The sequence below is a fragment of the Streptomyces abikoensis genome (assembly GCF_014648775.1).
GTDB lineage: Bacteria > Actinomycetota > Actinomycetes > Streptomycetales > Streptomycetaceae > Streptomyces > Streptomyces abikoensis.
On record NZ_BMRT01000006.1, the window covers coordinates 296352 to 322102 of the forward strand.

The window sequence follows — 25751 nt, forward strand, 5'->3', positions numbered from 1 at the left end:
GACAACGAAAGAGGAGACGGTACGTGAGCGGCAAGGGCGCCCCCCAGCTGAGTGTGAAGAACTGCCAGGACCTCCGGGTGGCGGTCATCGCGGCACAGTGGCACGAGAAGGTGATGGACGGTCTCGTCGACGGCTCCCTGCGGGCCCTCCACGAGCTCGGCATCGACGAGCCGACGCTGCTGCGCGTCCCCGGCAGCTGGGAGCTGCCCGTCGTGGCCAAGGTGCTGGCCGGCCGGGGCTACGACGCCATCGTCGCCCTCGGCGTCGTCATCCGCGGCGGCACCCCGCACTTCGACTTTGTGTGCCAGGGCGTCACCCAGGGCTTGACCCAGGTCTCCGTCGACACCGGCGTCCCGGTCGGCTTCGGCGTGCTGACCTGCGACACCGAGGAGCAGGCCCTGGACCGTGCCGGGCTGGACGGCTCCGCCGAGGACAAGGGCCACGAGGCGGTCACCGCGGCCGTCGCCACGGCGGTCACCCTGCGCTCGGTCTCCGAGCCCTGGCACTGACCCGGGGCGGGAGCGGCGTAGGGTAGGGGGACCATGTCCAAGAAGACGTTCGAGGAGCTCTTCGTCGAGCTCCAGCAGAAGGCCTCCGGCGACCCCGCCACCTCCCGCACCGCCGAGCTGGTGGGCAAGGGCGTTCATGCCATCGGCAAGAAGGTCGTCGAGGAGGCCGCCGAGGTCTGGATGGCCGCCGAGTACGAGGGCGCCGAGGCCACGGCCGAGGAGATCTCCCAGCTGCTGTACCACCTTCAGGTGATGATGGTGGCCCGGGGCATCTCCCTCGACGACGTATACGCTCACCTGTAGATCCACCGGATCCACGGACCACACCCCACCCGTTCTTCTCTCCGTACAAAAGGAAAACGACCTCATGCTGCGCATCGCCGTTCCCAACAAGGGTTCTCTCTCCGAGCCTGCGTCGGCGATGCTCCATGAGGCCGGCTACCGCCAGCGCAAGGACCGCAGGGAGCTCGTCCTCGTCGACGCCGAGAACGACGTCGAGTTCTTCTTCCTGCGGCCCCGCGACATCGCGGTCTACGTCGGCTCCGGCCGTCTCGACATCGGCATCACCGGCCGTGACCTGCTGCTCGACTCCGGCTCCCAGGCCGAGGAGATCATGCAGCTCGGCTTCGCCGGCTCGACCTTCCGCTACGCCACCCGCCCCGGCACGGCCAAGGACGTCAGCGAGTTCGGCGGCATGACGATCGCCACGTCCTTCTCCGGCCTGGTCACCAAGCACCTCGCCGACAACGGCGTCGACGCCTCCGTCGTCCACCTCGACGGCGCCGTCGAGACCGCCATCCAGCTCGGCGTCGCCGAGATCATCGCGGACGTCGTCGAGACCGGCACCACCCTGCGCAACGCCGGACTGGAGATCATCGGCGAGCCGATCCTCAAGTCCGAGGCCGTCGTCATCCGCCGCCACGGCGCCCCCGCCGACGACCCCAAGGTCCGGCAGTTCCTCCGCCGGATGCAGGGCGTCCTCGTCGCCCGCCGCTACGTGATGATGGACTACGACATCCGTGTCGAGCACGTCGAGCGCGCCGTCTCCCTCACCCCCGGCCTGGAGTCGCCCACCGTCTCCCCGCTGCACCACGAGGGCTGGGTCGCCGTCCGCTCGATGGTCCCCGCGCAGGACGCCCAGCGCATCATGGACGAGCTCTACGACCTGGGCGCCCGCGCCATCCTGACCACCGGCATCCACGCCTGCCGCATCTGACGGCCCCCCAGGACCCCGAGCGCTCAGGACCCCCTCACGACCCGAGGAAGAACACCGACGTGACCTCCCCCGTGCCGCCCGCCGCACCCCACCGGCTGCCCGTCACCTTCCGCCCGACCCGCACCCGCGCCGTGCTCCTCGGCATCGGCGTGGTCCTGGTCGTCGTGCTCACGGTGATGTCGCTGCTGCTGGAGTCGTTCACCACGGGGGACCGGGTCACGTTCATCACCACCGGGCTGCTCGGGCTCGGGGTCCTGGCGCTGCTCAGCCGGCCCAAGGTCGTCGCCACCGAGGACGGCGTCACCGTCACCAATCTGACGACCGTCCGCCGGCTCGCCTGGGCGCAGATCGTGCGGGTCAACCTGCGCTCCGGCGACTCCTGGGTCCACCTCGACCTCTCCGACGGAACGAGCCTGCCCGCCATGGGCATCCAGACCGGCATCGACAGGCAGCGGGCCATCGCCGACGCCCGAGCCCTGCGCGCGCTCGTCGACGCCCACGGAACCGTCCACTCCGCGGACTGACGCGCGACCCCCACCGTTTCCCCGCATGAACGATCCCGTTCATGACGTGAGCGATCCGGTTCACGACCTGACGATGCCGTCGACGGTTCCTTGATTACTCTGGTGCCACGGGCACACACGTGCCCGCCCCGCACCGGGGACACCCGCGAACCGAGGAGTGACGTACTCCGGCAATGGACGGATCGTCCTGTAGTACCTGCGCCGCCCCCCTCAGCGAGGCGGCGTCATGAGTATCACCGTGTCTCTACTGCTGCTCGTGGCAGCGCTCCTGCTGATCCTGGCGAACGGCTTCTTCGTCGCCGCCGAGTTCGGGCTCGTGACCGTCGAGAGGCCGGAGGCCGAGCGGGCCGCCGCCGACGGTGACCCCCGGGCCCGGACCGTGGTCGCGTCGCTGCGCGAGCTCTCCTTCCAGCTCTCCGGCACCCAACTGGGCATCACCATCACCTCCTTGGTGGTCGGCATGCTCGCCGAGCCCGCGCTCGGCAGGCTGCTCACCGGCCCCCTCGCCGCCACCGGGCTGCCGGCCTCCGCCGCGCCCGGTGCCGCCGTCGTCACCGGCATGCTGCTGGCCTCGGCCGTGCAGATGGTCGTGGGCGAGCTGGTGCCCAAGAACTGGGCCGTCTCCCGGCCGCTCCAGGTCGCCCGCTTCGTGGCCGGCCCCCAGAGCGTCTTCGCCCATCTCTTCCGGCCCGTGATCACCGGGCTGAACACGGTCGCGAACCGGCTCGTCAAGGCCCTGGGCGTGGAGCCCGCCGAGGAGCTGGCCTCCGCCCGCACCCCCGGCGAACTCGTCTCGCTCGCCCGGCACTCCGCCCGGGCCGGTGCCCTGGAGCAGGACACCGCCGACCTGTTCGTACGGACCCTCTCCCTCGGCGGGCTGACCGCCCAGCACGTCATGACCCCCCGGGTGAAGGTCAGCGCCCTCCAGTCCGGCGCGACCGCCGAGGACGTCCTCAACCTCACCCGCGCCACCGGCCTCTCCCGCTTCCCCGTCTACCGGGAGCGCCTCGACGAGGTCGTCGGCATGGTCCACCTCAAGGACGCGCTGGCCGTACCCGGCCACGAGCGGCTGCGCACCCCCGTGACGCGCATCGCCGTCGCCCCGATGCTCGTCCCCGGCACCCTGCCGGTGCAGCCGCTGCTGGAGCGGCTGCGCAGCGAACAGCCGATAGCCGTGGTCGTCGACGAGTACGGCGGCACGGCCGGGGTGGTCACCCTGGAGGACATCGTCGAGGAGCTCGTCGGCGAGGTGCGCGACGAGCACGACGCGCTCGACGCGGGCCGTCCGGCACTGGTACAGGTGCCGCGCGGCGACGGGCACGTCGTCTGGGACGCCGACGGCGACTGCCGCGTCGACGCGCTGCGGCGCATCGGCCTGGAGGCGCCCGACGGCCCCTACGAGACCGTCGCCGGTCTCGTCGCCGGCCTGCTGGGGCGCATCCCCGCCCCGGGCGACGGCGCCGAGCTGCCCGGCTGGCGGCTGAAGGTCCGCCGCGTCGGGCACCACCGCGCCGAGCGGGTGCGGTTCGTCCGTACGGACATCCCGGCGACCTCGGCGACCTCGGCGGGGGAGCGGCGATGAACGTGCTGCAACTCCTCTTCGCCGTGCTGCTGGTGCTGGCGAACGGCTTCTTCGTGGGCGCCGAGTTCGCGCTCGTGTCCGTACGGCGCAGCCAGATCGAGCCGAAGGCCGCCGAGGGCTCGGGCCGCGCCCGTACCGTCCTGACCGGGCTGGAGAGCCTGCCCGAGATGATGGCGGCGGCCCAGTTCGGCATCACCATCTGCTCCCTGACGCTGGGCGCGGTCGCCGAGCCGACCGTGGCCCGGCTGCTGGAGCCCGCCTTCCACGCGATGGGTCTCCCCGAGGGGCTGATCCACCCGCTGGGCTATGTGATCGCCCTGGCCCTGGTGGTCTTCCTCCACCTGGTCATCGGCGAGATGGTGCCGAAGAACCTGGCCATGTCCGCCCCCGACCGGGCGGCGCTGTGGCTCGGCCCGGGCCTGGTGACCTTCGCCCGGCTGTGCCGGCCGGTCACCCGGCTGCTCGGCGCCTGCGCCCACGGGGTGCTGCGGCTCTTCCGCGTCGAGCCCAAGGACGAGGTGGAGGCGGTCTTCACCAGCGAGCAGCTCAACCGGCTGGTCGACGACTCCCGGCAGGCCGGCCTGCTGGAGCCCGAGCAGCAGGAGCGGCTGGAGGACGCGCTGGGCCTGGGCAGCCGCCCGGTCACGGACGTCCTGCTGGACCCGGCGACGCTGGTGACGGTCGACCCGTCGGTCACCCCCCGCCAGGTCGAGGAGCTGACGGTCCGGACCGGCTACTCCCGCTTCCCGATATGCGCCTCCCCGGGCGGGGCCTTCATGGGCTACCTGCACGTGAAGGACGTCCTCGACCTGGAGGACCGCGAGCGGGCGGTGCCGCAGCACGTCTGGCGCCGCGTCCAGACGATCCGCGCCGAGCTGCCGCTCGACGACGCCCTGACCGTGATGCGGCGGGCCGCCGCGCACCTGGCCGCTGTCGCGGACTCGTCGGGGCGGGTGCTGGGGCTCGTCGCCCTGGAGGACGTTCTGGAGATGCTCGTGGGCGAGGTGCGGGATCCGGCGCACCGGGTGGTGCCGGTGGCGGTTCCCGAGCAGCGGGCCGCTGTCATGACGGGCTGACGGCGGTCCGGCACCGCCGGGCCGGTAGCCGGTGGCTGATCGCCGTCGCGGCGGAGGGCATGCCCCGGTCCCGCCCTTTCACCGTTTCCCGGGGCTGCGCCCCGGACCCCGGGGGTCTGGGGGCTTGCCCCCAGGAAACGGGAAGGGGCGGGACCGGGCCCGTCACGGCGCCGGATCCTGTGGCGCGTCGCCCTGCCGGCGGCGGGGTGACCCCCACCCCGGCCCCGAGAGAACCTCCCCGTACGCCTGCATCAGATCCGGCAACCGCAGCGTCGCCAGATCGTCCCGCGTGGGCGTCCCCGCGTACCCCGAGAGCCGCAGATCCCGGTACGCGCAGCTCTTCTCGTACAGGGTGCGCAGGAAGCGACCGTTGCCGAGCTCGTCGATCCAGCCCTGCTCCACCACGTGGGCGCTGATGCTGCGCAGTTCCTCCAGTGCCTCCTCGTCCCAGGCGTCGCCGTTCTCCGCGGCCAGGACCTCGCCGATGCTGGTGAGTTCGGCGGGGCGGTAGCTGGGGAAGTCCACTCGGGTGGTGAAACGGGAGTGGAGGCCGGGGTTGGCCGCCAGCAGGCGGTCCATGCCCTCGGGGTAGCCGGCCAGGATGACGACGAGGCGGTCGCGGTTGTCCTCGGCGCGCTTGAGCAGGACCTGGAGGGCCTCGTCGCCGTAGGCGTCGCCCTTGCTGTAGCCGGAGTTGGAGAGGCTGTACGCCTCGTCGACGAACAGCACCCCGCCGAGCGCGGAGTCGATCAGGTCGTTGGCCTTGACGGCCGTCTGGCCCAGGAACTCGCCGACGAGATCGGCCCGCTGGGCCTCGACGAGGTGGTCGCCGCCGAGCAGCCCCAGGGCGTAGAAGACCCGCCCGAGGATCCGGGCGACGGTGGTCTTGCCGGTGCCGGAGGGGCCGGAGAAGACGAAGTGGCGCTTGGGGGGCTGGACGGGCAGCCCCTGGCCGGCCCGCAGCCGGGCCATGTGCAGCTGCGCGGACAGCGCCCGCACCTGGCGCTTGACGGGTTCGAGGCCGACCATCCGCTCCAGTTCGGCGAGGGCCTTGGCCAGCAGCACCGGGTCCGAGCGGCCGGGCGCGGGCGGCGGGCCGCCCTGGGCCGGGACGCGGAACTTCTCCCGTACGCCGTCGGCCTCGACGGGGGCGTTGCCCGGCGTGCCGCCGGGGGCGGGATCCGGATCGGTGCCGGTCAGCAGGTCGAGGGGGTCGGTGAACGGCTGGGGCTCCGGTTCCACGCCGGGCTCCTGCGGCTCGGGGGCGACGGGCCCGCCGAGCGGTACGGGCGCCAGGTCCACTGGGACGTCGTCCAGGCCGTCCCCGTCGGCGATGGCGGTCAGCCGGGCGGCGGTGTCCATGAAGGTCGGGTCCACCCGGTGGACGGCCCGATAGAGGGGGAGGGCGGCGGCGCTGCGGCCCGTGCCCTCGTGGGCGCGGGCGAGCCAGTAGCGCAGCTCCTTGCGCTGGGGCTGCTCGCTGCGGCAGCGCATCAGCGCGGCGGCCAGCAGCGGCTCGGCCTGCCCGTACATCTCCAGGCGCACCCGGGCCATGCCGCCGAACAGGCCCGCCTCGATGCCGAGCAGCGCGTCGTCGAGGAGGGGCTCGGTGTGGCGGACGAGGTGCTCCCAGTCCTTGACGAGATAGGCGCGGCAGGCGTGGAGGAAGCGCACCTGGGCGTCGGTCTCCACGGGCGGGCAGCCGGCGAGGGCGCGGTCGAGCTCGGGGACGTGCCGGCTGTCGAGCCAGTGCGAGGCATGGGCGAGCAGCAGATCGCGATGGCTCTCCAGCACCGGCTGTACCCACCAGCCCAGCCAGTACCAGGAGTTAAGGGGCCGCCGGTGGCGGGCGCGCTGCTCTCCGAAGCGGTCGCGGTGCCGGTACATCCGCAGCAGCGCGGTGGTGGTCTCCGCGCGCAGCGCGTGGAGGCCGAGCCAGGCGTCCGCCATCCCCGGATCGGCGCGGACCGCCGCCCGGAACTCCTTCTCGGCCTCGGTGTACGCGCCCATGGTGTAGGCGTCGACGGCGCGCAGCCAGGCGAGATCGGCCGGGGCGGGCGGGCCCTGCATGCCGAGATCCATCACGTCCCCCACAAACCTGCCCCCGTAGCGTGCCGTGCCGACGGGCGAGTGCCTTGGCCGCGCCTTTCCGAACCGCTGTGCTGTGGACGGGAGTTGACCATCAATGCCGACGCGTCCCGCGCGGCCGGCCCGGGGCCGCCCGCCGTCGGGTGCGCCGTCTCGCATCGTACCTGCGCGATCGGTGTCGGCCGAAGGGTGTGGAGGAGCGGTTCGCGGCACGGGAGTGAGCCGGGGGCGGCCGGGAAAGCGATCCGGAGAGCGATCACCCAGGGTGACTCCGTACGGCGGTGCGAGGGAACAAACGGCGCGAATCGCCGGGCGGGGGCAGTACGAAGCCCCCGATCACGGGGGAACAACCGGGGGCTTCGCGTCTGCAAGCGGCCTTGGGGGGCCGCACATTGAGAACGTAAGTCCTGTAAGCCCCCTGGGTCAAGCCGAGTTGGGGCAGTAGGCGGGGAACCTACGCACCCTTGGCGCGGTTCGGGCGTGGGTGTGCACGGAGAGTGAAGGGAAGCGCTGGTCAGTCGGTTTTCGGATGCCTCTCCAGCACCTCGTATCCCTCGTTGCGCTGGAGTACCAGTAGTCCTGCGTAGGGCCGGGACGGGTCGGCGGCGAAATGCGCGCGCTCCGCTCGCTTCCAGCCGTCCCAGAATTCGGTCAGTTCGGGGCCGTCGCGGAGTTGACCCCTTTCCCAGGAGCCCTCATGCGTCAACTCCATCCACAGCAGGCACGCCAGAAACGGCCTCAGTTCCGCGCGTCCCGCGCCCACGCCCTCCAGCAGGACCACGGGCGCGGCGGGCAACTCCCGTTCCTCCGGCGTAAATCGGCGTGCCACCCAGTCGTAGGCGCGGTACCGCGCTGTCTCGCCGCGCGCGAAGGGCTCCAGTACCCACGACCTCAGCCGCCCGGTCCACTCGAACAGCTCCTCGTGCGTGGCGAGGTCGTCGAGGTGGAGGACAGGGGCGCCGCCCAGGGCCGCCGCCAGCCGTTCGCTGAAGGTGGTCTTCCCGGAGCCCGCGTGCCCGTCCACCGCCACCAGCCGCACGGGGCCGACGGACGGGGGCAGCGCGCTCAGCCGGCGGGCGAGGCCGCCCAGCGTGGTTCGTTCGTTCACCGCACCACCCTAGGTCCGCACCCCGCCCCCAGGTCCGCACCCCGCCCCCCTACGACCGCCATCGGCGGTATGGGGGACGCGCCGTGCGGGAATCACTGGCCTGGGCCGTCCGGTGGCGCGATAGTGGTCCGGCCCGCCGGGCCGGTCCGGCAGCCCGCGGCACCGACCACACACGACTGGGGGCCACATGTCCAGCAGACCCACACCGCGCCGCACCGTGCTCACCGCCGCCCTCGCCCTCACGGCCGTGACCGGGCCGCTCGCCTCGGTCTCCGCCGCGAGCGCGCCGGCCGGCGGCTCCGCCCGCCCGGAGGGCTCCGTCGACTACGGGGCCTGGTCCACCTTCCCCCAGTGGTCCGGCGGAAAGGGCGCGGGCACCGAGGTCGTCCGCGGCGACCGCCCCGGGCTCGTCATCGACCGTCCCCTCGGCCACGTCGACTACACCGACCCGCACACCGGCACCACGGCCCGCTGGGAGTACGCCACCTGGCTCTCCCCGCTCCGCCGCCTGGACACGCCCGCCACGGAGATCGTCGTCTCCTGGAACGCCCGCACCCCCGCCGGCACCTGGCTCCAGGCCGAGCTGCGCGCCTCCTACACCGACGGCACCCGCACCCCCTGGTACGTGATGGGCCGCTGGACCTCCGGCGACGCGCCCGGCGACATCCGGCGGACCTCGGTCGACGGCCAGGGCGACAAGCGCAGCAGCGTCTCCACCGACACCCTCGCCGTCGACGACCGCGCGAGCGGCACGCGCCTGGCCGCGTACGAGCTGCGGCTCACCCTCTACCGCCGGCCCGGCACCCGGCTGAGCCCCACCGTCTGGCGGCTGGGCGCCATGGCCTCCGACATCCCCGACCGCTTCACGGTGCCCGCCTCCCGGCCGGGGGAGGGGACGGGCCACCGGCTGCGGGTCCCGCGCTACTCGCAGGAGATCCACAAGGGCCAGTACCCGGAGTACGACAACGGCGGCGAGGCGTGGTGCAGTCCCACCTCCTCGCAGATGGTGATCGAGTACTGGGGCCGGCGGCCCTCGGAGCGCGACCTGGCCTGGGTCGACCCCTCCTACGCCGACCCCCAGGTCTGCCACGCGGCCCGGTACACCTACGACAACCAGTACAAGGGCTGCGGCAACTGGCCCTTCAACGCCGCCTACGCCGCCACGTACCACGACCTGCAGGGCGTGGTCACCCGGCTCCGCTCGCTGAACGACGCGGAGCGGCTGATCCGCGCGGGGATCCCGGTCATCACCTCGCAGTCCTTCCTCGCCACCGAGCTCGACGGCGCCGGATACGGCACGGCGGGCCATCTGATGTGCGTGACCGGTTTCACCGAGAGCGGCGACGTCATCGCCAACGACCCGGCCAGCCCCTCCGACGCGGCGGTCGAACGCGTCTACAAGCGGCGGCAGTTCGAGAACATCTGGCTGCGGACCAAGCGCCACAACGCCCAGGGGCAGGTCAGGAGCGGCTCGGGCGGGGTCTGCTACCTCTACTTCCCGGTGCGCCCGACGACCCGCCAGACCCGTGCGCTGGCCTCGGTCGGGGTGCGCTGACCGGCCGGTCCCACCGGGGCCGCCGTCCGGCCCCGGTGACGATCCCTCTCATCACGGACCCCCCACGTGTACCGCACATACACCCTCCATGTGATCATTTGCAGCGGTGGCCGGTAAGCGGCCGATAGCGATCGATTTCGTGATCATCGACACGTCCCGCCACCACCGCAGTCGCGGTGAACCCCTGGGGCGGAAGAGATGCATGTCACGCGATCGGGTGGTTTCGAACCGCTGTGGAGAACAACCCGCAGGAGGCGAAGGTGGCCGGTGGCCGAATGCGGATGAGCCATTTCCGCTTGACGCTTCCATTCGAACGAACGATCAGTAGCCTCTGCTCATCACCCCCCGACACCCTTGTGATGAGCTGGAGACACAGTCTGATGGAGCGTCCCACCAGGGCCCCCCGGGGCAGCGGCCCGTTCTCGTCCCACGCGTCGGGTCTGCCGAGGGTCACGTCGGAGAAGAAGCGGTACGGCATCGACCGTGCGGTTTGTTCTTCGTCGCTGACGCGCCCTCAACAGGACGTCATGACGGTGACCGCGGCCCGCATCCGGAAGCGGAATCCCATACGGACGCGGCACGCCGGGGCGGGGTGGCAGCCGTGACCGGACGGTTCAGTGGCAGAATGCTGCCCGTGAAGCAAACCGCCTCCCCGGTTTCGTACGCCGCGAGGGAACCGGCCATCGGGACCGCCCGCTGCGATCTGCGTGACGACCGGCTGCGGCGGTTCGCCGCCATATGGAGCCGGGCGGTCCACCCGACGCTGTCCGCCCCCGTCTCCCGGGCCGAGTTCGAGCGCCATCTCGTGCCGCTGGCCGCCGTGCTCCGCGACGCCCTCCACGCCCGGCCGTTCGACCCCCGCCCCGCCCATGACGTCGGTGCCGCGCTCGTCGCCGCGCACTGCACCGAGGCCGCGGCGCTGCCCCAGATCCTCGGCGTCATCGACGCCTATCTGGTGCTCTACCTGCCGCCCGGTCACCCCATGCCCGCCGAGGAGAGCCGCGCCCGCTGCTCCCGCCTCCAGCACGCCGTGGCCGCGGGCTTCGCCCAGGCCCTCGCCGAGCACGCCCGCGCCGAGGAGGAGGCCGCCACCAAGGCGGCCCGCGCCGCCCTCGCCGAGGCCGAACGGGCCCTCCACACCAGCGAGGCCCGGTTCCGCGCCGTCTTCGAGGACACCTCCGTGGGAGTGGGCATCGCCGACGTCGACGGCCGCATCATCGACGTCAACGGCGCGCTCCAGGGCATGTTCGGCAGCCCCGGCCGCAAGGTGACCGGCCGCAACGTCGGCGAGCTCGTCCACCCCGACGACGCCCCCGAGTTCTGGAGCCTCTACCGCGAGCTCGTGCGCGGCGACCGCGACCACTACCGCGTCGAGAAGCCGTACTACCGCAGCGACGGCAGCGTGGTGTGGACCGACATGTCGGTCACCCTCCTGCGCGACGCCGCCGGCGAACCCCAGTACCAGCTGGCGCTGATGGAGGACATCACCGAGCGCCGCCAGCTCCACGCGCGCCTGCGCTACGAGGCCACCCACGACCCCCTCACCGGCCTGCCCAACCGCACCCTTTTCTTCGAACGCCTCGACCAGGCGCTGGAGACCGGGGCCGGCACCGGGTCCGGCACCAAGTCCGGCACCGATTCCGCCGAGGAGGGAGCCGGCCGCTTCGGCCTCTGCTACCTCGACCTCGACGGCTTCAAGGCCGTCAACGACAGCCTCGGCCACGCGGTGGGGGACCGGCTGCTCGTCGCCGTCGCCGAACGGCTGCGCGCCTGCGCCACCGGGCCCCGGGAACTCGTCGCCCGCCTCGGCGGCGACGAGTTCGTCGCCCTGATCACCGGCCCCTCCGCCCCCGGCGAGGCGACCGCGCTGGCCCGGCGGATGCTGGCCGCCCTCGCCGAGCCCGTCCACCTCGACGGCCGCGACCTGTCCGTACGGGCCAGCATCGGCATCGTCGACGGCGCCGCCGGCGAGCTCGGCGCCGCCGAGGTGCTGCGCAGCGCCGACATCACCATGTACCGCGCCAAGGCCGCCGGCGGGAACCGCTACGAGCTCGCCGACGCCGACTCCGACGCCCGCGCCATCGCCCGCCACGGCCTCACCAACCGGCTGCCCGCCGCCCTCGACAACGGCGAGTTCTTCATCGAGTACCAGCCGCTGGTACGGCTGGAGGACGGCACCGTACGGGGCGCGGAAGCGCTCGTCCGCTGGCTCCACCCGGTGCACGGGGTGCTCGGCCCCGACCGCTTCATACCCCTCGCCGAGAGCACCGGCCTCATCGTGCCGCTGGGCCGCTGGGTCCTGGCCGAGGCCGCCCGCCAGGCCCGCTCCTGGCACACCGACGGCCCCGACGGCACCCCCTTCCGCGTCAACGTCAACCTCTCGCCCTCCCAGCTCCGCTACCCCGGCCTCGTCGCCGACACCGTCGCCGTGCTGGAGGACGCCGGCCTCGACCCCTCCGCCCTGTGCCTGGAGGTCACCGAGAACGCCCTCATCGGCGCCGACGAGGAGGAGCTGCGCCCGCTGCGCCAGCTCGCGGACCTCGGCGTCGACATCGCCCTCGACGACTTCGGCACCGGCTACTCCAACCTCTCGTACCTGCGCCGGCTGCCCGTCAGCACCCTCAAGTTCGACCGCTCCTTCACCCGCGGCATGCAGTGCGCCCCCGCCGACCCCGTGGACGTGAAGATCGTCGAGGGCATCGTCTCGCTCGCCCACACCCTCGACCTGTCGGTCACGGTCGAGGGCGTGGAGACCGGCACCCAGGCGGACCACCTGCGGCTGCTGGGCTGCGACACGGCCCAGGGCTGGTACTACGCCCGCCCCGGCCCGCCGGACCGGCTCCACACCCTCTCCCTGGCGGACGCGGCCTCCGTCTGATGGACGGAGGCCGGTGGACGGAAGCCGACGGCGGTGGCTCAGCCGGGCGGGGGCGTGGCGGCGGCCCCGTCGAGGGCGCGTGCCTCCCGGTCCGTCAGCAGCCGGGAGCGGATCAGGAAGCGCACCCCCTCCGGAGCCTCCAGCGAGAAGCCGCTGCCCCGCCCCGGCACCACGTCCACCGTCAGATGGGTGTGGCGCCACCGCTCGAACTGCTCGGCCGACATCCAGAAGCGGACCGGCTCCGCCACCCCGTCGACGACCAGCTCGGCCAGGAGCACGTCCGAGCCGCCCGTGCGGAACTCACCGCGCGGGTAGCACATCGGCGAACTGCCGTCGCAGCAGCCGCCCGACTGGTGGAACATCAGCGGCCCGTGCCGCTCGCTCAGCCGCCGGACGAGCTCGGCGGCGGCGGGGGTGAGGGCGATCCGCGAGACGCCCTCCCCGTTCCGGTGCCCGTACCCGCTCATGGGTGGCGCCCGTGCTGCCGGCATAAGTGCGGATTCATGGAATATCCCTCCTCCATGTGCGCCCACGTGCTGAGGGACGACAGCCTGCCCCGAGCCGGGAGCTGATCGCCAGAGGAACGCACGCCGCCGCCCGCCGGCGGCCTCACCCCGGGGCCGAGTACCAGTCGAACTCGTGCCCCATGAGCCGGTAGGTCCCCGCCGGCCGGATGAGTGCCCAGTCGTAGTCGGGCATCACGTCCAGGGACCGCTGGAAGTCCGCCAGCGCCTCCTCGGTGCGCCGCTGGGCGCAGTACACCGCGCCGCGCCGGGCCAGCGCCCAGTCGTTGTCCGGCTGGATGCGCAGGGCGTGGTCGAGATCGCGCAGCGCCTCCTCGAACCGGCCCTCGCGCCGGTGCACCTCCCCGCGCCCGGCCAGGCACCAGTCGTAGTCGGGGCGCAGCTCGATGGCCCGGGTGAGGTCGGCGAGCGCCTCGTCGTTGCGCTCCATCAGCCGGTACGTCGCACCGCGCACCGCGTGCGCCCACCACGAGTCCGGCTTGAGGCGCAGGGCGTGGCCGCAGTCGGCGAGCGCCAGCTCGTAGTGGCCGGTGAACCGGTGGGCGCAGGCCCGCCCGATGAACAGCCGGGAGTCGTCGGGCCGGTGGCCGAGCGCGCGGGTGAAGGCCGTGAACGCCGCCTCGGGCTGCCGGGTGGCGAGGTAGGACCAGCCGCGTTCGGCGTGGGCCCAGTGGAGTTCGGGGTTGATCTCGATGGCCCGCTGGAGGTCGGTCAGCGCGTCGCCGTAGCGCCCCATGAGCCGGTGGGTGGCGCCCCGGCCGGCCAGGGCCGCGGGGTCGCCGGGGGTGAGCTCCAGGGCGCGGGTGAAGTCCGCGCGCGACGCGGCGAGACGGGACATGGCCCGGTAGAGGATGCCGCGGCCCGTGAAGACGCGCGGGCAGGACGGATCCAGTTGCAGGGCGTCCCGGTAGTCCGCGAGCGCGTCCTCGGCGCGCCCGGCCCTGCGGTGCCGCTCCGCCCGGGCCACGAGCGCCGTGACCCGCTCGTCGGTGTCCAGGCCGGGCTCGCCCAGCAGGACGTCCAGGGCGGGGGTGACGTCGGCGTGCTCGTCCGGCAGGGCCGCGAGGAGCCGCTGCCCGAGACCGCGGGCCCACTCCAGGTCCGCCGTCTCCCCGGCCTGGGCCAGCATGTCGGCGCACCGCCGGATCCGGGGCGGCTCGGCGGCACAGGCGTCGACCAGGAAGCGCGTGACCGTACGCGGGGAGATCCGGGGGAAGGCGCACAGGTGGTGGTACCGCTCCTCCAGGGCGTACTCCACCCAGCGGTCGTCGGCCCACCGGTCCTCCGGGGCCAGGGCCTCCTCCAGCCGAAGCCGCCACTCCTCGAACGTGCCGGCCAGTGCCCGGTGCCGGTCGTACCAGCGCCGGGGCGAGTGGTGGCGCTGGCGGCGCAGGAAGGCCGCCCGGATGGGCTCGGTGTACTGGTAGGTGCCGCCCTGGTCGGTGACGAAGGGGCGGGTGCGGAGCCAGTCGAAGTGACCGGCGGCCTCGGGCTCGACGGCGGCCCGGTACACCTCCTCGTCGAACCGGCGGGGCAGGGCGCACGCCGCCGCGGCGGCGTGCCGGACCGGGTCGGTCTCGTCCTTGAGGGCGCGTTCGACCGTGGCGTCGCTGACGTCGGCGATGTGCGGGTCGTCGGGGCCGTTGCGGGCCATCAGGACCAGCTGCCGGGGCAGCCGGCCGGACTCGCGCAGGATCAGCCGGACGCTGTGCTCGTCGCCGATGCCCTTCGCGGCCAGCAGCTGCCGGGCCTCCGCCTCGGTGAAGACGTCGAGCGGCATGTGCTGGACGACGCCGAGCTGGTCGCCCCAGCCGGCGTGGCCGAGCGGCTGCTGACCGGCGAGGGCGAGCACGGCGTTGCCGGGGAGCGCCCCGTGGACGTCGCTCAGGAGTAGCTCGCGCAGCCAGTCGTCGAGCACCGGCGCCGTGCGCTCGTAGTCGTCGAGGAACAGCGCCACCCAGCTCCGGCGGGCCGCGACGTCGCGGAGGTCCTTGGTGAAGGCGGGCGTGAGCGTGCGCACCGGGGACATCACCAGGTCGACGTCCTCGCGGTTGTGGAAATGGCCGCCGAGCCACTCCCGCAGCCGGTCCGCCGCCTGGGCGACCTCGGTGGCGTCGGCCGCCTCGGCGACGAACCCGAGACCGGGCACCAGCCCCAGCGACGCCAGCCCGATCCGCGCCGCCACCCGGCTGGAGGCGGAGGGGGAGCCCTCCCGCTCCCGGCCGGGCGCCGGCCGTTCCGCGTGGGCGAGGGCGTCCGCCTCGCGCAGCTTGCGGTGGTAGGTGGCGAGGAGACCGTCGAACTTCCGCAGGGGGCAGCCCTGTCGCGCGAGCTCCGCGCCGATGGCCGCCATGGTGTCGACGACGGTGCGGGCCGCGTCGGTGACGTACGCGGTCAGGGCCTGCTGCGCCCGCGCGCCGCTGATCATCTGCTGGAGCAGAAAGGTCTTGCCGACGCCGCTGACGCCGTGGAGGTGGAAGACGAAACGGTGGGAGGGGTCGTCGGCGGGCTGCCGCAAGTTCTCCTGGAAACAGGCGAGCTCGGCCTGGCGGCCGACGAGTCCCGAACGGTGTTGACGGGCTATCAGTTCCTGTAGTGACGTGCCTTGCTCCGGCATCGAACCCCCCGTGCCGAGTCGGTACGGGCCAGTATGCGCGCCGGGGCGAACGGTGGCGGACGCAGCGAAGCGCTCCGGACCGGAATCCGGGGCGCGCGGTGAATGTGCGAGTGGAGTGGTGTGGCCTAGGTGTCGGAGGTGCCCTGGCCCTGGCTTTGGCCCTGGCCGTCGGAGGAGCCCTGGGTGTCGGGGGTGACACGGGGCTCGGGCAGGGTCCGGCCGGTCCCGGTGAGATAGGCCGAGACCACCAGGTTGGCGGTGTACTCGTGCTGGGCGCGGTCGTACTCGCCGCCGCAGGTGATCAGGCGGAGCTCGGCGCGGTTGGTGTCGCGGGAGCCGTAGACCTTGTCGTCGTCCCAGTGGTCCTTGTCGACGACGGTGATGTCGTCGACGGTGAACTCGGCCGTGGAGCCGTCCACCCGGGTGACGTTGATCTTCGCGCCGCGCTTGAGGGAGCTCAGCTCGTAGAAGACCGCCGGTGAGGTCTGGGTGTCGACGTGCCCGACGAGCACGGCGGTTCCCGTGCTTCCGGGCGCGGGGCCGTCCTGGTACCAGGAGACGGCGTTGGGCCGCTCGTACGGGGGCGGTTCGACGCCGCCGCGCGGGTCGAGCCCGTGCCCCTCGATCGGGGCCTTCAGCCCCACCGCCTTGATGGCGAGCACGAGGGGGCCCGCCCCCGGCAACGGTTCGTGTGCCGGGGGCAGGCCGCGCGCAGGGGGGCGGCCCTCGGTGGCCACGGCACCGGGCCTGGGGGCCGAGGCTATCGGCTCCTCCACGGTGTCGTGACCCCAGAGCCACAGGGCCAGCAGCAGAGCCACCCAGGCCACCCCGGTCAGCAGGCGGCGGTTCGAACCGCCTGTGCGCGCTTCTGACATGACGCCGGTTCGCTCCCTGTCACCGCTTGGCCGCGTTGACGCGGCGCCGGTACCAGATCAGCCCACCGGCCATACCCACCGTGGCGCCCGCGAGGGCGAGCGCGGGGGCGTCGACGGACGTGGACTCGGACGCGGCCACCGGCGCCGTGGCGCCACCGCCCGTGTGGTTGCGGCCGTGCGGGCGCTCGTGCTCCCGGCCGTGGTCCTCACGCCCGTGGTCACGACCGTGCTCGTGGTCGCGCCCGTGGTCCTCGCGCCCGTGGTCACGGCCGTGGTCCTCACGTCCGTGGTCACGGCCGTGGTCCTCACGCCCGTGGTCGTGGTCCCGGCCGTGTTCGCGGCCGTGGTCCTCGTGGTCCCGGCCGTGGTCACGCCCGTGGTCGTCCCGACCATGGTCGTCGTGGTCGTCCCAGTCGTGGTCGCGCCCGTGGTCCCGGCCGTGTTCGCGGCCGTGGTCCTCGTGGTCGCGGCCGTGGTCGCGCCCGTGGTCGTCGTCGCAGTCGTCACGGTCGCGATCGCGGTCGTGACGGCCGTGGCCGTGGTCGTGGTCACCACGGCCGTGGTCGTCGTCGCAGTCCTCGTCATGACCGGTGTGCTGCACGACGCTGCTTTGGGGCGGCTTGACCGGGGTGTTGGAGGAGCCGAGGGCATACGCGGCGGGCGCCGCGCAGACGGCGACTGCCGTCAGGGTGCCGCAGAGAGCGGTACGGATTGACTTCATTGGGTGTACCTCCTTCGTTTCCGAGGTTCACCCCGCACTCCGGACGGAGCATCCGCAGGGTAGTCGTATTGCTCCATTCGGTAAGCAACATGGGCCGGTCGGGGGAGAGGGCCGGGCTCCGCGGCTGAATCCGGGGCCCGCACGGCGTGGCGGAGGCGCGGGAAGCGCGGGCGGAGGTATGCCGTCGCGGCCCGACAACCGCCACCCCGCGCGCCACCCGGGAGCGGGGCGTTCGGGCCCTCGGCGGCGTTCCGGCTGCTGGGGAGGGGTGGCGAAGGCATGGCGAGGCATGGCGGACGGTGGGCGTTTGACGTGGCCCGTTGTGGCCGGATTGCCTTCGTCGCAGGTCAAAGGGGTAGCAGGCGCTTGACCAATTGCTACAGTGACGTGCGCGGTCAGCCGGCGCCGCCGGGCGGCCGCGGGCGACCGAACTCCGCGGAACGATCGGCGGAGGCCAGTCTCTCGTACGGAACGCGAAGGGCCCGGCTCCGGATGTCGCCGAGAGCCAGGCCCGTCCCGTGCGAGGCATCGTGTGGACCCGGCCGACCTAGCACCGGCCGGGTCCACACCTCCAGGTGGGACCGACCCGTCGTCCGGAACCGCCCCAGCCGGTACGCGTCAGCGCAGCAGCTGGTCACAACACCGCGCGATGGCGGCAACCGCGTTCACAAGCACGGCCGAGAGCGTCACCCAGTCCCGCGGACCCTGACGATCCGGACCGGGAGGCCGTCCCCGACGCCTCCTCCTGCTCCTCGGCTTCCCCATCAGCCGGCTCCTCACCTCTTGACGATCCCGGGTACGCGCCGGGGCCCCGCCCGGCCGGGCGAGGCACTCAGGGGAGGCAGAGCCGTTGCTCCCAGTAGCCTAGCGGGCGCGGTGAGTTGAACGATCCGCGTGGGGGATTTCGCCGCCGGGTGGGCCGGGTTGCGGCATGATGGAAGATTTTCGCGGGCGCGGCGGGTCCCGGCGGGGCGCGTCCGCGTGACGACCGTGCCGTGTCCACGTGACGGCGGCGGCGCGTACCCCACAGGGTGAACCGGCCCAACTCCTCCCGCACAGCAGCACCTTGTTTCCGCTGCATTACGCCATGCTGAGCTGAGCGTTCGCGTGGGCGACACGCTGCGCGGCCACACTGCGGCGACAGCCCGCGCCACGACATGGAGAGGGCAGGGAGGAAAGTGGTGAAGATCAGACGCACGCGCCGGTCGGTGCTCACCGCCGGCCTGGCCACACTGGCACTCGTTCTGCCCGCCACGGGCCTGCAGGCCGGGGCCCAGGCGGTCGTTCAACCCGCCGTTCAATCCTCTGTTCAACCCGCCGTACAGCGACTCCCCTTGGGGGACGCGAACCTTCCCGAGACCCGCACCACCACCCAGGTGGCCCCGGGTGTGACCTGGACCCGGATCAAACGTGGCCGCCCCGACGCCCGTGACCACTGGACCGTCGAGGTCGCGCTGCTGAAGGACGAGAGCGCGGCGCGCTCCCTGGCCGACCGGCTGGACGACGCCGGCTTCGACCCCTCCGTCAGCCGCGTGGACGAGCGCCCCCAGGACCTGCCCTCGAACCAGCCGTGGGGCTGGCGCGTACGGGTCGGCGAGCTCGCCGACCAGGGGGCCGCCGCCCGGCTGGTGAAGGACCTGCGCGCGGCGGGCTTCAACCCCACGCACACCTACTTCACGGGGGAGGACGGCACCGGCCGCACCGGCCCCTGGGTCGTCGACGTGCTGCGGGTCTCCGCCGCGCAGCGGCAGCGGGTCCAGGTCCGGCAGGCCCAGGACCGGGTGCCGGGCGGCGAGACGCTGGCCGACATGGTCAAGCACATGGGCGGCATCGCCGGGATCAACGGCAGTTACGGTTCGGACGAGGAGGACGGCACCTTCGGCGACGTCGCCGGCCTGTCGGTCGTCGGCGGCAAGCTCGTGAGCGAGGCGGTCCAGGGGACCAGCGCCCTCGTCCTGCCCTCCGACCGGCGCGCACGCCCCTCCGTCCAGCGGCTGAGCACCAACCTGCGCCTGCGCTCCGCCGACGGCGCCCAGCGCGAACTCGACGGGCTGAACCGCTCCCCGGGCAAGATCCGCAACTGCGGTGGCACCGGGGGCGACGTCCCCACCGAGCGGCCGCGCCACGACGTCCTGTGCACCGACGACTCCGAGGTCATCCAGTACACCGACTTCTTCTACGGGCCCACGCACGCCGGTGACGGCGTCGCGGTCGTCATCGACAAGAACGGCAAGGTGCTGGAGGTGCGCGACCGGCGCGGCGGCACGTTCCCGTCCGGCACGACGCTGCTCGCCGGCACGGGCGACGGCGCCGACTGGCTGCGCGCCCACGCCCGCAAGGGCCAGGTGGTGAACGTGACGGCCACCGTCCTCGACCGCGACGGCCGGCCCCTGACGGACACCGCCGGACGCGCCATGGACGTCGCCTCGGGCGGCCCGCAACTGCTCCGGAACGGCCGTATCGACATCCCCGCGGACGCCGAGGGCTTCAACTACCCCGACGACCCCGGCTTCTTCGACTACTTCGGCATCCACCGGCACCCGCGCAGCCTCGCCGGCGTCACGGACGACGGCTCCCTGCTGTTCGTCGCCGTCGACGGCCGCCGCCCGGGGTACAGTTCGGGACTGACCTTCCGGGAGAGCGCGGCCGTCATGCGCTCCCTCGGCGCGGTGAACGCCCTCAACCTCGACGGGGGCGGATCCACCACGATGGTGGTCGGCGGCCGGCTCATCAACAGGCCCTCCGACAGCACGGGTCCCCGGCTGATGGAGAACGCGCTGATCATTCGCTGACGGCGCCCGGGTGGTGACCGTGGTCCTGACGGGCGCGCTCCCGTCAGGACCACGTGTGCCGGTGATGGTCAGCGGGCGACCGCTTGTCCGCCGGATCGGTCGGCGGAATCCATGAAGCGGAGCATCCGGCGGTTGATCTCGTCGGCGTGGTCGATCTGGGGGCCGTGGCCGGTGTTCGAGACGATCTCGGCGCGGGCCCCCGGTATCAGCCGCGGAACGCGCTCCACCTGCCGCTTCGGGTGCACGAGGAGGCTCCGCTTGCCGAGCACCAGATACATGGCGGTGCGGATGGTGCTCAACTCCTCCTCGGACAGGGGCAGCGGAGCCGGGCGGCGGATGCGGTAGGCGCGGATGCCCGCCCTGACCATCGCGCGGAGTTCCGGCTCGATGAGCACGGGCTGCTCCAGCCAGCGCGCGAGCCGGGGGCGCAGCGCCTTGGGCGCGAAGGTCGCGAAGAGACTGATGAAGATCCAGACGAAGAAGCGCAGCCCCACCTTCTCCAGCCCACCGGGATCGAGCAGGGTGACGGAGGCGAGCCGGCCGGGCCCGCGGTGCGCCTGGTTCAGGGCGAGCCATCCGCCGTACGAGGCGCCGACGAGGTGGACGCGGTCGAGGCCGAGCCCGGCGAGCGTCTCGTCCAGCCAGCGCGCGGCGTCCTCGGGTCGGTGGATGGGCTCGCGCTGCACGCTGCGGCCGGGGTCGCCCGGCGTGTCGATGGCATAGACGGGCCGTTCGGCGCTGAGCGCGGACGTGTTCGGGTACCACATCGCGGAGCAACTGCCGGCGCCGTGCACGAGGACGACCGGGGTGCGGGAGGCGCCGGCCGGGTCGTCGGGCCCGTAGCGGTAGACGTGCGTCGTCCCGAAGGAGGTCTCCACGTCCGTCTCCGCGACGGCCGTCGCCCCGAGGGCGAAGACGGCGTCGCACGTCGCGAAGTAGCGCTCCCGCAGGGCGTCGTTGACGTAGCGGCCGACGTCGGGGCGGTTGCGGGCGGGGATTCGGTCGCGGGCCGTGGTCTGGGGCACGGGTGGCCTCCTCGGTAACGATCACCTGGTTCGTGATACGACCGTACCATCAACTTGATACGGCGGTACCATAAAGAGGTAGTGGTCACTGAGGACCCTTGTCATCGAAGAGCGGAGTCGAACGATGCCGAAGCGCGTGGACCACGCGGAACGGCGCACCGAGATCGCCGAGGCACTCCTCCGCGTGGCCGGCCACCGCGGGCTGCACGCCGTGCGGATGCGGGACGTGGCGGCGGAGGCGGGAGTGTCGCTGAGGCTGGTGCAGTACTACTTCGAGACGAAGGAGAAGCTGCTCCTCTACGGTCTGGAGCACCTGACCGAACGATTCGGCGAACGGGTGGCCGCCCGCCTCCGGGCGGCCGGCGACGCCCCGGGCCCGCGCGCGGTGATCGAGGCCATCCTGCTGGCGTCCCTCCCCACCGACGAGGCGAGCCGCACCTTCCACCTCGTCCACACCTCGTACGCCGTCCTCGCCGTGACCGACGAGGCCCTGGCCGCCCAGCCCTTCATCCGCAGTCCCGAAGCGGCCGAGAACCACCTGACGGAACTCCTCCGCCAGGCCCAGGAAGCGGACCTCACCCACCCCGGGGTGGACCCTCGCCAGGACGCGATCGCCCTCCTGGCCCTGTCGGCGGGGCTGGGCACGAGCATCCTCGTGGGCCACCGCACCCCGGAGTCGGCGGTGGCGGTGCTGGAACGGCAACTGGACGGGATCTTCGCGGCGTGAGAAATCCGTGGCGCGGTTACTGCTTCTTCGGCGAATAGCTCACCAGAAGGTCCTTCGGCAACGGTCCGGATCTCGGCGTGTGCGGTGCTCGGGCGGACAGGCGCGCCCTGTGAGGAGGCCGACACGCGACTGGCCGAGGGGATCCCGCTCGGTTGGCCGCCGACCGGCGCGCCACTACGGCCGTGCCGGCGCCCGCTCCGCACACACCCGCCGTCCGCGAACCCCGGGAGACGGCGGTGCAGGGCGTCGAAGGGGAGGGGCGGCCAGGGCCACTAGGCGTTGCTCCACCCGGCTGTGCTGGAATACGAGTCGAGCAGGTCCACGACGAAGACCAGGGTCGAGCCCGGCGGGATCAACGGCGAGGGCGACTGCTTGCCGTAGCCGAGACGCGGGGGAACGATGATCTCGCGCCGACCGCCGACCTTCATCCCCCTCACCCCCCGGTCCCAGCCCTTGATGACCCTGCCGCTGCCCAGAGCGAACTTGAACGGCTCGCCCCGGTCCCAGGAGGCATCGAACTCCTTCCCGGACTCGAAGGTCACCCCGACATAGTGGACCCTGACCACCATGCCCGGCTCCACCTCGGGCCCGTCCCCGACGACCAGGTCCCGGATGGTCAGCTCGGTAGGAGCGTCACCCTCCGGAACGTGGACTTCGGGCTTCGTCAGTTCACTCATTGCAGCCTCATCACTCTTCATCGAAAGCTCCGCCCGGAGACCAGCCGGACACGCGGGCCCCTCGTGCAGCAGATGGCCACGCTACCGAGAATGCCGATTGCCGGAGCACGGTAAATCCAGCGGCCGCATGTGGTGATCTTTCGCGTAGCCGATGCACGCGACCCCGCACGCACGGGTCGCGCAGCAATCGCCGGCTCTGGCGAATATCAGTGGCCTGGCCCACGACTGGGAGTGGGCGGCAGGCCGTCATGAGCCAGGGGGAGACCCGCCTGGACCTGACAGTGCTCGGCTACGAGCGGGTGAGGCTCTCGTGGTCCCACTGTTCGAGCAGCACTTCCGCGGGTAGGGCGCTGCCTTGGGGAGCCAGGAGCTGGACCGGCATGTCGTCGGAGGCGCATGTGAGTAGTTGCTCGGCGATGAGGTGGGGAACAAGCAGGGCCGTGGTGCCGGCCTTCCGGTTGAAAGCCACTTGGTAGGTGGCGATGACCGATGCTTCCCATATGGTGAGGGGGTCGCGTTCCGGCTCGCTGTGATGGGTTCGGGGGAGGGCGGGTGCCTTGACGGCTACCAGCTGCCATGGCGTGCTGGCGGGGCTGCCGGCTTGTTCGCGTGCCTGGCGGATCCAGTCGGCGGTGAGCTGGCGGAAGGCGGAGTGGGCTTCGGGCTTCCCCTTACGGCGACGCCCGAATGCGTCGCTGACGACGGTGTACACCGAGAAGTGCTGATCTTCCAGGCGCCGCCAGGACCAGGCAGCTCGGCGACTCCACTCGTACCACGCTCGCCGGAAGGTCTTCTCCGCCTCCGCTCCCAGCCCGGCGAAGCCGGGATCGCCGGAGAACCGTGGCGCGGGCAGGACGCGTACGGCAGCCGCCTCCAGCAGATGGGCCGGCTGGACGAGGGCCACGAAGGCCCGACGCTCTGCGTCGAGGACGCCAGTGAGGCGACTCTGCAGGCCGTCGGCCCACGGGGCGAGGAAGGGGTACTCGGCTACCGCCTCGTTGCTCCGGGCTAGGTAGGAATGCAGTCGGCGCCAGTGCTCATGGCGTCCGGAGCGCAGGTCGCGGGCGCGGTCGTAGCGCTCCCATTCCTCGTCGCGCCCAGCCTCGTCGTCTTCCTCTTCCTCTTCCTCGTCGCTGGCGTCATCTGCGTGGGGCGGGTAATCGCCGGTGGCGAGGGCCATGGCGGCATCGCGCTCGGCCTCGACGTCCTCCTCGTCCTCGGGCTCCCGGTCCAGCCAGATGGTGAGCGAGTCCACCTCGTTGACCGCTGCACCGAGCGGCAGGATGGGGCTGTCCGTGGGTAGAGGCCACCGGCAGTTCGCGCAAAGCCGCTCGACGGCTTCGCCGAACGGGATGTCGATCTGGTTTACGGAGGCGGCCGACCGCAGAGTGCGGCACTCTGGGCTCCCGTGGAGCTTGCCCTTGCCTGTTGCCGAGGCGTGGCAGGTGATGAGGATGTCCCGGGTCGGTCCCAGGGGAACCTCGGGCTTGAAGATCGAACCGAGCATGACGTGCCGGAGCTCACCGAGAGTCGAGGACATGTCGGTAGGTTATGTGCAGGCGCTGACAGTCCGCCGGGTGATCGGTTCCCTCCGCTCTGCGGTGAGTAGACAAGGTGGTGGGTACGCCGCATCGCGGGCTGCGCGGCGGGCAACGATCGGCTTCATGCGGAAAGGGCCTCCGGCCGCGCTTTGCGCAGGTCGGAGGCCCTTTCCGGCGCCTCTAGAAGAAGCCGAGCTTCTTCGGCGAGTACGACACCAGAAGATTCTTCGTCTGCTGGTAGTGGTCCAGCATCATCCGGTGTCCCTCCCGCCCTATGCCCGACTGTTTGTAGCCGCCGAAGGCGGCGTGGGCTGGGTAGGTGTGGTAGCAGTTGGTCCAGACGCGGCCGGCTTGGATGGTGCGGCCGGCGCGGTAGGCGGTGGTGCCGTTGCGGGTCCAGACGCCGGCGCCGAGGCCGTAGAGGGTGTCGTTGGCCAGGGACATGGCGTCGTCGAAGTCGGTGAAGGACGTGACGGCGACGACCGGGCCGAAGATCTCTTCCTGGAAGACGCGCATGCGGTTGTGGCCCTCGAGGATGGTGGGCTGGACGTAGTAGCCGCCCGCGAGTTCGCCGCCCAGGTCGGCTCGGGTGCCGCCGGTGAGGATGCGGGCGCCTTCCTGCTTGCCGATGTCGAGGTAGGAGAGGATCTTCTCGAGCTGGTCGTTGGAGGCCTGGGCGCCGATCATGGTGTCGGTGTCCAGGGGGTGACCCGGGATGATGGCCTCGGTGCGGGCCTTGGCCGCTTCCAGGAACGTGGCGTAGTGGCCGCGTTGGATGAGGGCGCGGGAGGGGCAGGTGCAGACCTCGCCCTGGTTGAGGGCGAACATCGTGAAGCCTTCGAGGGCCTTGTCGAGGAAGTCGTCGTCCGCGGCGGAGACGTCGTCGAAGAAGATGTTCGGGCTCTTGCCGCCCAGTTCGAGGGTGACCGGCTTCAGGTTCTCCGAGGCGTACTGCATGATCAGGCGGCCTGTCGTGGTTTCGCCGGTGAAGGCGATCTTGGCCACGCGGGGGCTGGAGGCCAACGGCTTGCCCGCTTCCACGCCGAAGCCGTTGACGATGTTGACCACTCCCGGCGGGAGCAGGTCCGCCACCAGGTCCAGCCAGACGTGGATCGAGGCGGGGGTCTGTTCCGCCGGCTTGAGGACGACCGCGTTGCCCGCCGCCAGCGCCGGGGCCAGCTTCCAGGCCGCCATCAGGAGGGGGAAGTTCCACGGGATGATCTGGGCGACCACGCCCAGCGGCTCGTGGAAGTGGTAGGCGACGGAGTCCTCGTCGAGTTCGGAGAGGCTGCCCTCCTGGGCCCGTATCGCACCCGCGAAGTAGCGGAAGTGGTCGATCGCGAGGGGGATGTCGGCGGCCAGGGCTTCCCGGACCGGTTTGCCGTTGTCCCAGGTCTCCGCGACGGCCAGGAGTTCGAGGTTCCGCTCCATGCGGTCCGCTATGCGGTTGAGGACGAGGGCGCGTTCCGCGGGGGAGGTGCGGCCCCACGCCGGGGCCGCCGCGTGGGCGGCGTCCAGGGCGCGTTCGACGTCCTCGGCCGTGCCCCGCGCGATCTCCGTGAACGGGCGGCCGTCGACCGGGGACGGGTTCTCGAAGTACCCGCCCTGCTTGGGCGGTACGTACTCGCCCCCGATCCAGTGGTCGTACCGCGGGCGGTACGTGACGATCGCGTCCGGGGAGCCGGGGTTGGCGTAGCGGGTCATGGCGGCCCTTCG

General features: G+C 72.2%; 20 protein-coding genes. 10 read left to right on the top strand and 10 right to left on the bottom strand.

Going from position 1 to position 25751, the window contains the following annotated elements:
• Positions 1–23 precede the first annotated feature (23 nt).
• From ribH to IE096_RS21245, 6 genes are all read left to right on the top strand, one after another.
• Complete coding sequence (gene ribH, locus IE096_RS21220) at positions 24–509, top strand: 6,7-dimethyl-8-ribityllumazine synthase (RefSeq protein ID WP_189454053.1); 486 nt, start codon at positions 24–26, stop codon at positions 507–509.
• Between the two features lie 33 nt (positions 510–542).
• Complete coding sequence (locus IE096_RS21225; protein ID WP_045932822.1) at positions 543–812, top strand: phosphoribosyl-ATP diphosphatase; 270 nt, start codon at positions 543–545, stop codon at positions 810–812.
• Positions 813–876: 64 nt separating this feature from the next.
• Positions 877–1725 carry an ATP phosphoribosyltransferase gene (gene hisG / locus IE096_RS21230; protein ID WP_189454055.1) on the top strand — a complete coding sequence of 283 codons (849 nt, stop codon included), beginning with the start codon at positions 877–879 and terminating at the stop codon, positions 1723–1725.
• A gap of 59 nt (positions 1726–1784) precedes the next feature.
• Positions 1785–2249, top strand: a complete 465-nt coding sequence (locus IE096_RS21235; RefSeq protein ID WP_189454057.1) for a PH domain-containing protein — start codon at positions 1785–1787, stop codon at positions 2247–2249.
• A gap of 232 nt (positions 2250–2481) precedes the next feature.
• Positions 2482–3831 carry a hemolysin family protein gene (locus tag IE096_RS21240; RefSeq protein WP_189454267.1) on the top strand — a complete coding sequence of 450 codons (1350 nt, stop codon included), beginning with the start codon at positions 2482–2484 and terminating at the stop codon, positions 3829–3831.
• Complete coding sequence (locus IE096_RS21245; RefSeq protein ID WP_189454059.1) at positions 3828–4907, top strand: hemolysin family protein; 1080 nt, start codon at positions 3828–3830, stop codon at positions 4905–4907. Before IE096_RS21240 ends, IE096_RS21245 begins: the two co-directional genes overlap by 4 nt.
• A 162-nt stretch (positions 4908–5069) precedes the next feature.
• Here the strand turns inward: IE096_RS21245 and IE096_RS21250 are convergent, their stop codons facing one another.
• On the bottom strand, positions 5070–6989 hold the full coding sequence (locus IE096_RS21250) for an AAA family ATPase (RefSeq protein ID WP_189454061.1): 1920 nt from the start codon (positions 6987–6989) through the stop codon (positions 5070–5072).
• Between the two features lie 520 nt (positions 6990–7509).
• Positions 7510–8103 carry a uridine kinase family protein gene (locus tag IE096_RS21255; RefSeq protein WP_189454063.1) on the bottom strand — a complete coding sequence of 198 codons (594 nt, stop codon included), beginning with the start codon at positions 8101–8103 and terminating at the stop codon, positions 7510–7512.
• A 187-nt stretch (positions 8104–8290) separates the two neighbouring features.
• Here IE096_RS21255 and IE096_RS21260 point away from each other — a divergent pair, with 187 nt between their 5' ends.
• Both IE096_RS21260 and IE096_RS21265 read left to right on the top strand, forming a co-directional pair.
• Complete coding sequence (locus IE096_RS21260) at positions 8291–9658, top strand: C39 family peptidase (protein WP_189454065.1); 1368 nt, start codon at positions 8291–8293, stop codon at positions 9656–9658.
• A gap of 625 nt (positions 9659–10283) precedes the next feature.
• Entirely contained in the window at positions 10284–12536 is a 2253-nt protein-coding gene (locus tag IE096_RS21265; RefSeq protein WP_189454067.1) for a putative bifunctional diguanylate cyclase/phosphodiesterase, read from the top strand.
• 38 nt (positions 12537–12574) lie between these two features.
• On the opposite strand, the gene IE096_RS21270 is transcribed toward IE096_RS21265, so the two are convergent.
• From IE096_RS21270 to IE096_RS21285, 4 genes are all read right to left on the bottom strand, one after another.
• Positions 12575–13003, bottom strand: coding sequence for a DUF779 domain-containing protein (locus IE096_RS21270; RefSeq protein ID WP_189454069.1), 429 nt, complete (start codon positions 13001–13003; stop codon positions 12575–12577).
• A gap of 142 nt (positions 13004–13145) precedes the next feature.
• On the bottom strand, positions 13146–15677 hold the full coding sequence (locus IE096_RS21275) for a tetratricopeptide repeat protein (protein WP_189454071.1): 2532 nt from the start codon (positions 15675–15677) through the stop codon (positions 13146–13148).
• Between the two features lie 125 nt (positions 15678–15802).
• Positions 15803–16552 (bottom strand): class F sortase, encoded by a 750-nt coding sequence (locus IE096_RS21280; RefSeq protein WP_189454073.1) that lies wholly within the window; start codon positions 16550–16552, stop codon positions 15803–15805.
• 19 nt (positions 16553–16571) lie between these two features.
• On the bottom strand, positions 16572–17273 hold the full coding sequence (locus IE096_RS21285; protein WP_189454074.1) for a hypothetical protein: 702 nt from the start codon (positions 17271–17273) through the stop codon (positions 16572–16574).
• A gap of 1334 nt (positions 17274–18607) precedes the next feature.
• Here IE096_RS21285 and IE096_RS21290 point away from each other — a divergent pair.
• Positions 18608–20065, top strand: coding sequence for a phosphodiester glycosidase family protein (locus tag IE096_RS21290; RefSeq protein ID WP_189454076.1), 1458 nt, complete (start codon positions 18608–18610; stop codon positions 20063–20065).
• Between the two features lie 68 nt (positions 20066–20133).
• On the opposite strand, the gene IE096_RS21295 is transcribed toward IE096_RS21290, so the two are convergent.
• Positions 20134–21090, bottom strand: coding sequence for an alpha/beta fold hydrolase (locus tag IE096_RS21295; protein WP_229820443.1), 957 nt, complete (start codon positions 21088–21090; stop codon positions 20134–20136).
• Positions 21091–21214: 124 nt separating this feature from the next.
• On the opposite strand from IE096_RS21295, the gene IE096_RS21300 reads away from it, so the two are divergent.
• Positions 21215–21817: a TetR/AcrR family transcriptional regulator gene (locus IE096_RS21300; RefSeq protein ID WP_189454078.1), complete on the top strand. Its 603-nt coding sequence runs from the start codon at positions 21215–21217 to the stop codon at positions 21815–21817.
• Between the two features lie 272 nt (positions 21818–22089).
• Here IE096_RS21300 and IE096_RS21305 read toward each other — a convergent pair whose 3' ends face one another.
• The 3 genes from IE096_RS21305 to adh all read right to left on the bottom strand — a co-directional run bounded on the left by IE096_RS21305 (position 22090) and on the right by adh (position 25739).
• Positions 22090–22494, bottom strand: coding sequence for an FKBP-type peptidyl-prolyl cis-trans isomerase (locus IE096_RS21305; RefSeq protein ID WP_189454080.1), 405 nt, complete (start codon positions 22492–22494; stop codon positions 22090–22092).
• Positions 22495–22783: 289 nt separating this feature from the next.
• Positions 22784–24034: a hypothetical protein gene (locus tag IE096_RS21310; RefSeq protein ID WP_189454082.1), complete on the bottom strand. Its 1251-nt coding sequence runs from the start codon at positions 24032–24034 to the stop codon at positions 22784–22786.
• Between the two features lie 181 nt (positions 24035–24215).
• A complete protein-coding gene (gene adh, locus IE096_RS21315) occupies positions 24216–25739 on the bottom strand; it encodes an aldehyde dehydrogenase (RefSeq protein ID WP_189454084.1) in 1524 nt (507 codons plus the stop codon).
• Between the last annotated feature and the right edge of the window lie 12 nt (positions 25740–25751).

Bases quoted from the DNA above. Each gene is read 5' to 3' on its own strand.
- IE096_RS21225 (WP_045932822.1), top strand. From the start codon at position 543: ATGTCCAAGAAGACGTTCGAGGAGCTCTTCGTCGAGCTCCAGCAGAAG.
- hisG (WP_189454055.1), top strand. From the start codon at position 877: ATGCTGCGCATCGCCGTTCCCAACAAGGGTTCTCTCTCCGAGCCTGCG.
- IE096_RS21245 (WP_189454059.1), top strand. From the start codon at position 3,828: ATGAACGTGCTGCAACTCCTCTTCGCCGTGCTGCTGGTGCTGGCGAAC.
- IE096_RS21250 (WP_189454061.1), bottom strand. From the start codon at position 6,989: ATGGATCTCGGCATGCAGGGCCCGCCCGCCCCGGCCGATCTCGCCTGG.
- IE096_RS21260 (WP_189454065.1), top strand. From the start codon at position 8,291: ATGTCCAGCAGACCCACACCGCGCCGCACCGTGCTCACCGCCGCCCTC.
- IE096_RS21265 (WP_189454067.1), top strand. From the start codon at position 10,284: ATGCTGCCCGTGAAGCAAACCGCCTCCCCGGTTTCGTACGCCGCGAGG.
- IE096_RS21270 (WP_189454069.1), bottom strand. From the start codon at position 13,003: ATGAGCGGGTACGGGCACCGGAACGGGGAGGGCGTCTCGCGGATCGCC.
- IE096_RS21275 (WP_189454071.1), bottom strand. From the start codon at position 15,677: ATGCCGGAGCAAGGCACGTCACTACAGGAACTGATAGCCCGTCAACAC.
- IE096_RS21280 (WP_189454073.1), bottom strand. From the start codon at position 16,552: ATGTCAGAAGCGCGCACAGGCGGTTCGAACCGCCGCCTGCTGACCGGG.
- IE096_RS21285 (WP_189454074.1), bottom strand. From the start codon at position 17,273: ATGAAGTCAATCCGTACCGCTCTCTGCGGCACCCTGACGGCAGTCGCC.
- IE096_RS21300 (WP_189454078.1), top strand. From the start codon at position 21,215: ATGCCGAAGCGCGTGGACCACGCGGAACGGCGCACCGAGATCGCCGAG.
- IE096_RS21305 (WP_189454080.1), bottom strand. From the start codon at position 22,494: ATGAGTGAACTGACGAAGCCCGAAGTCCACGTTCCGGAGGGTGACGCT.
- IE096_RS21310 (WP_189454082.1), bottom strand. From the start codon at position 24,034: ATGTCCTCGACTCTCGGTGAGCTCCGGCACGTCATGCTCGGTTCGATC.
- adh (WP_189454084.1), bottom strand. From the start codon at position 25,739: ATGACCCGCTACGCCAACCCCGGCTCCCCGGACGCGATCGTCACGTAC.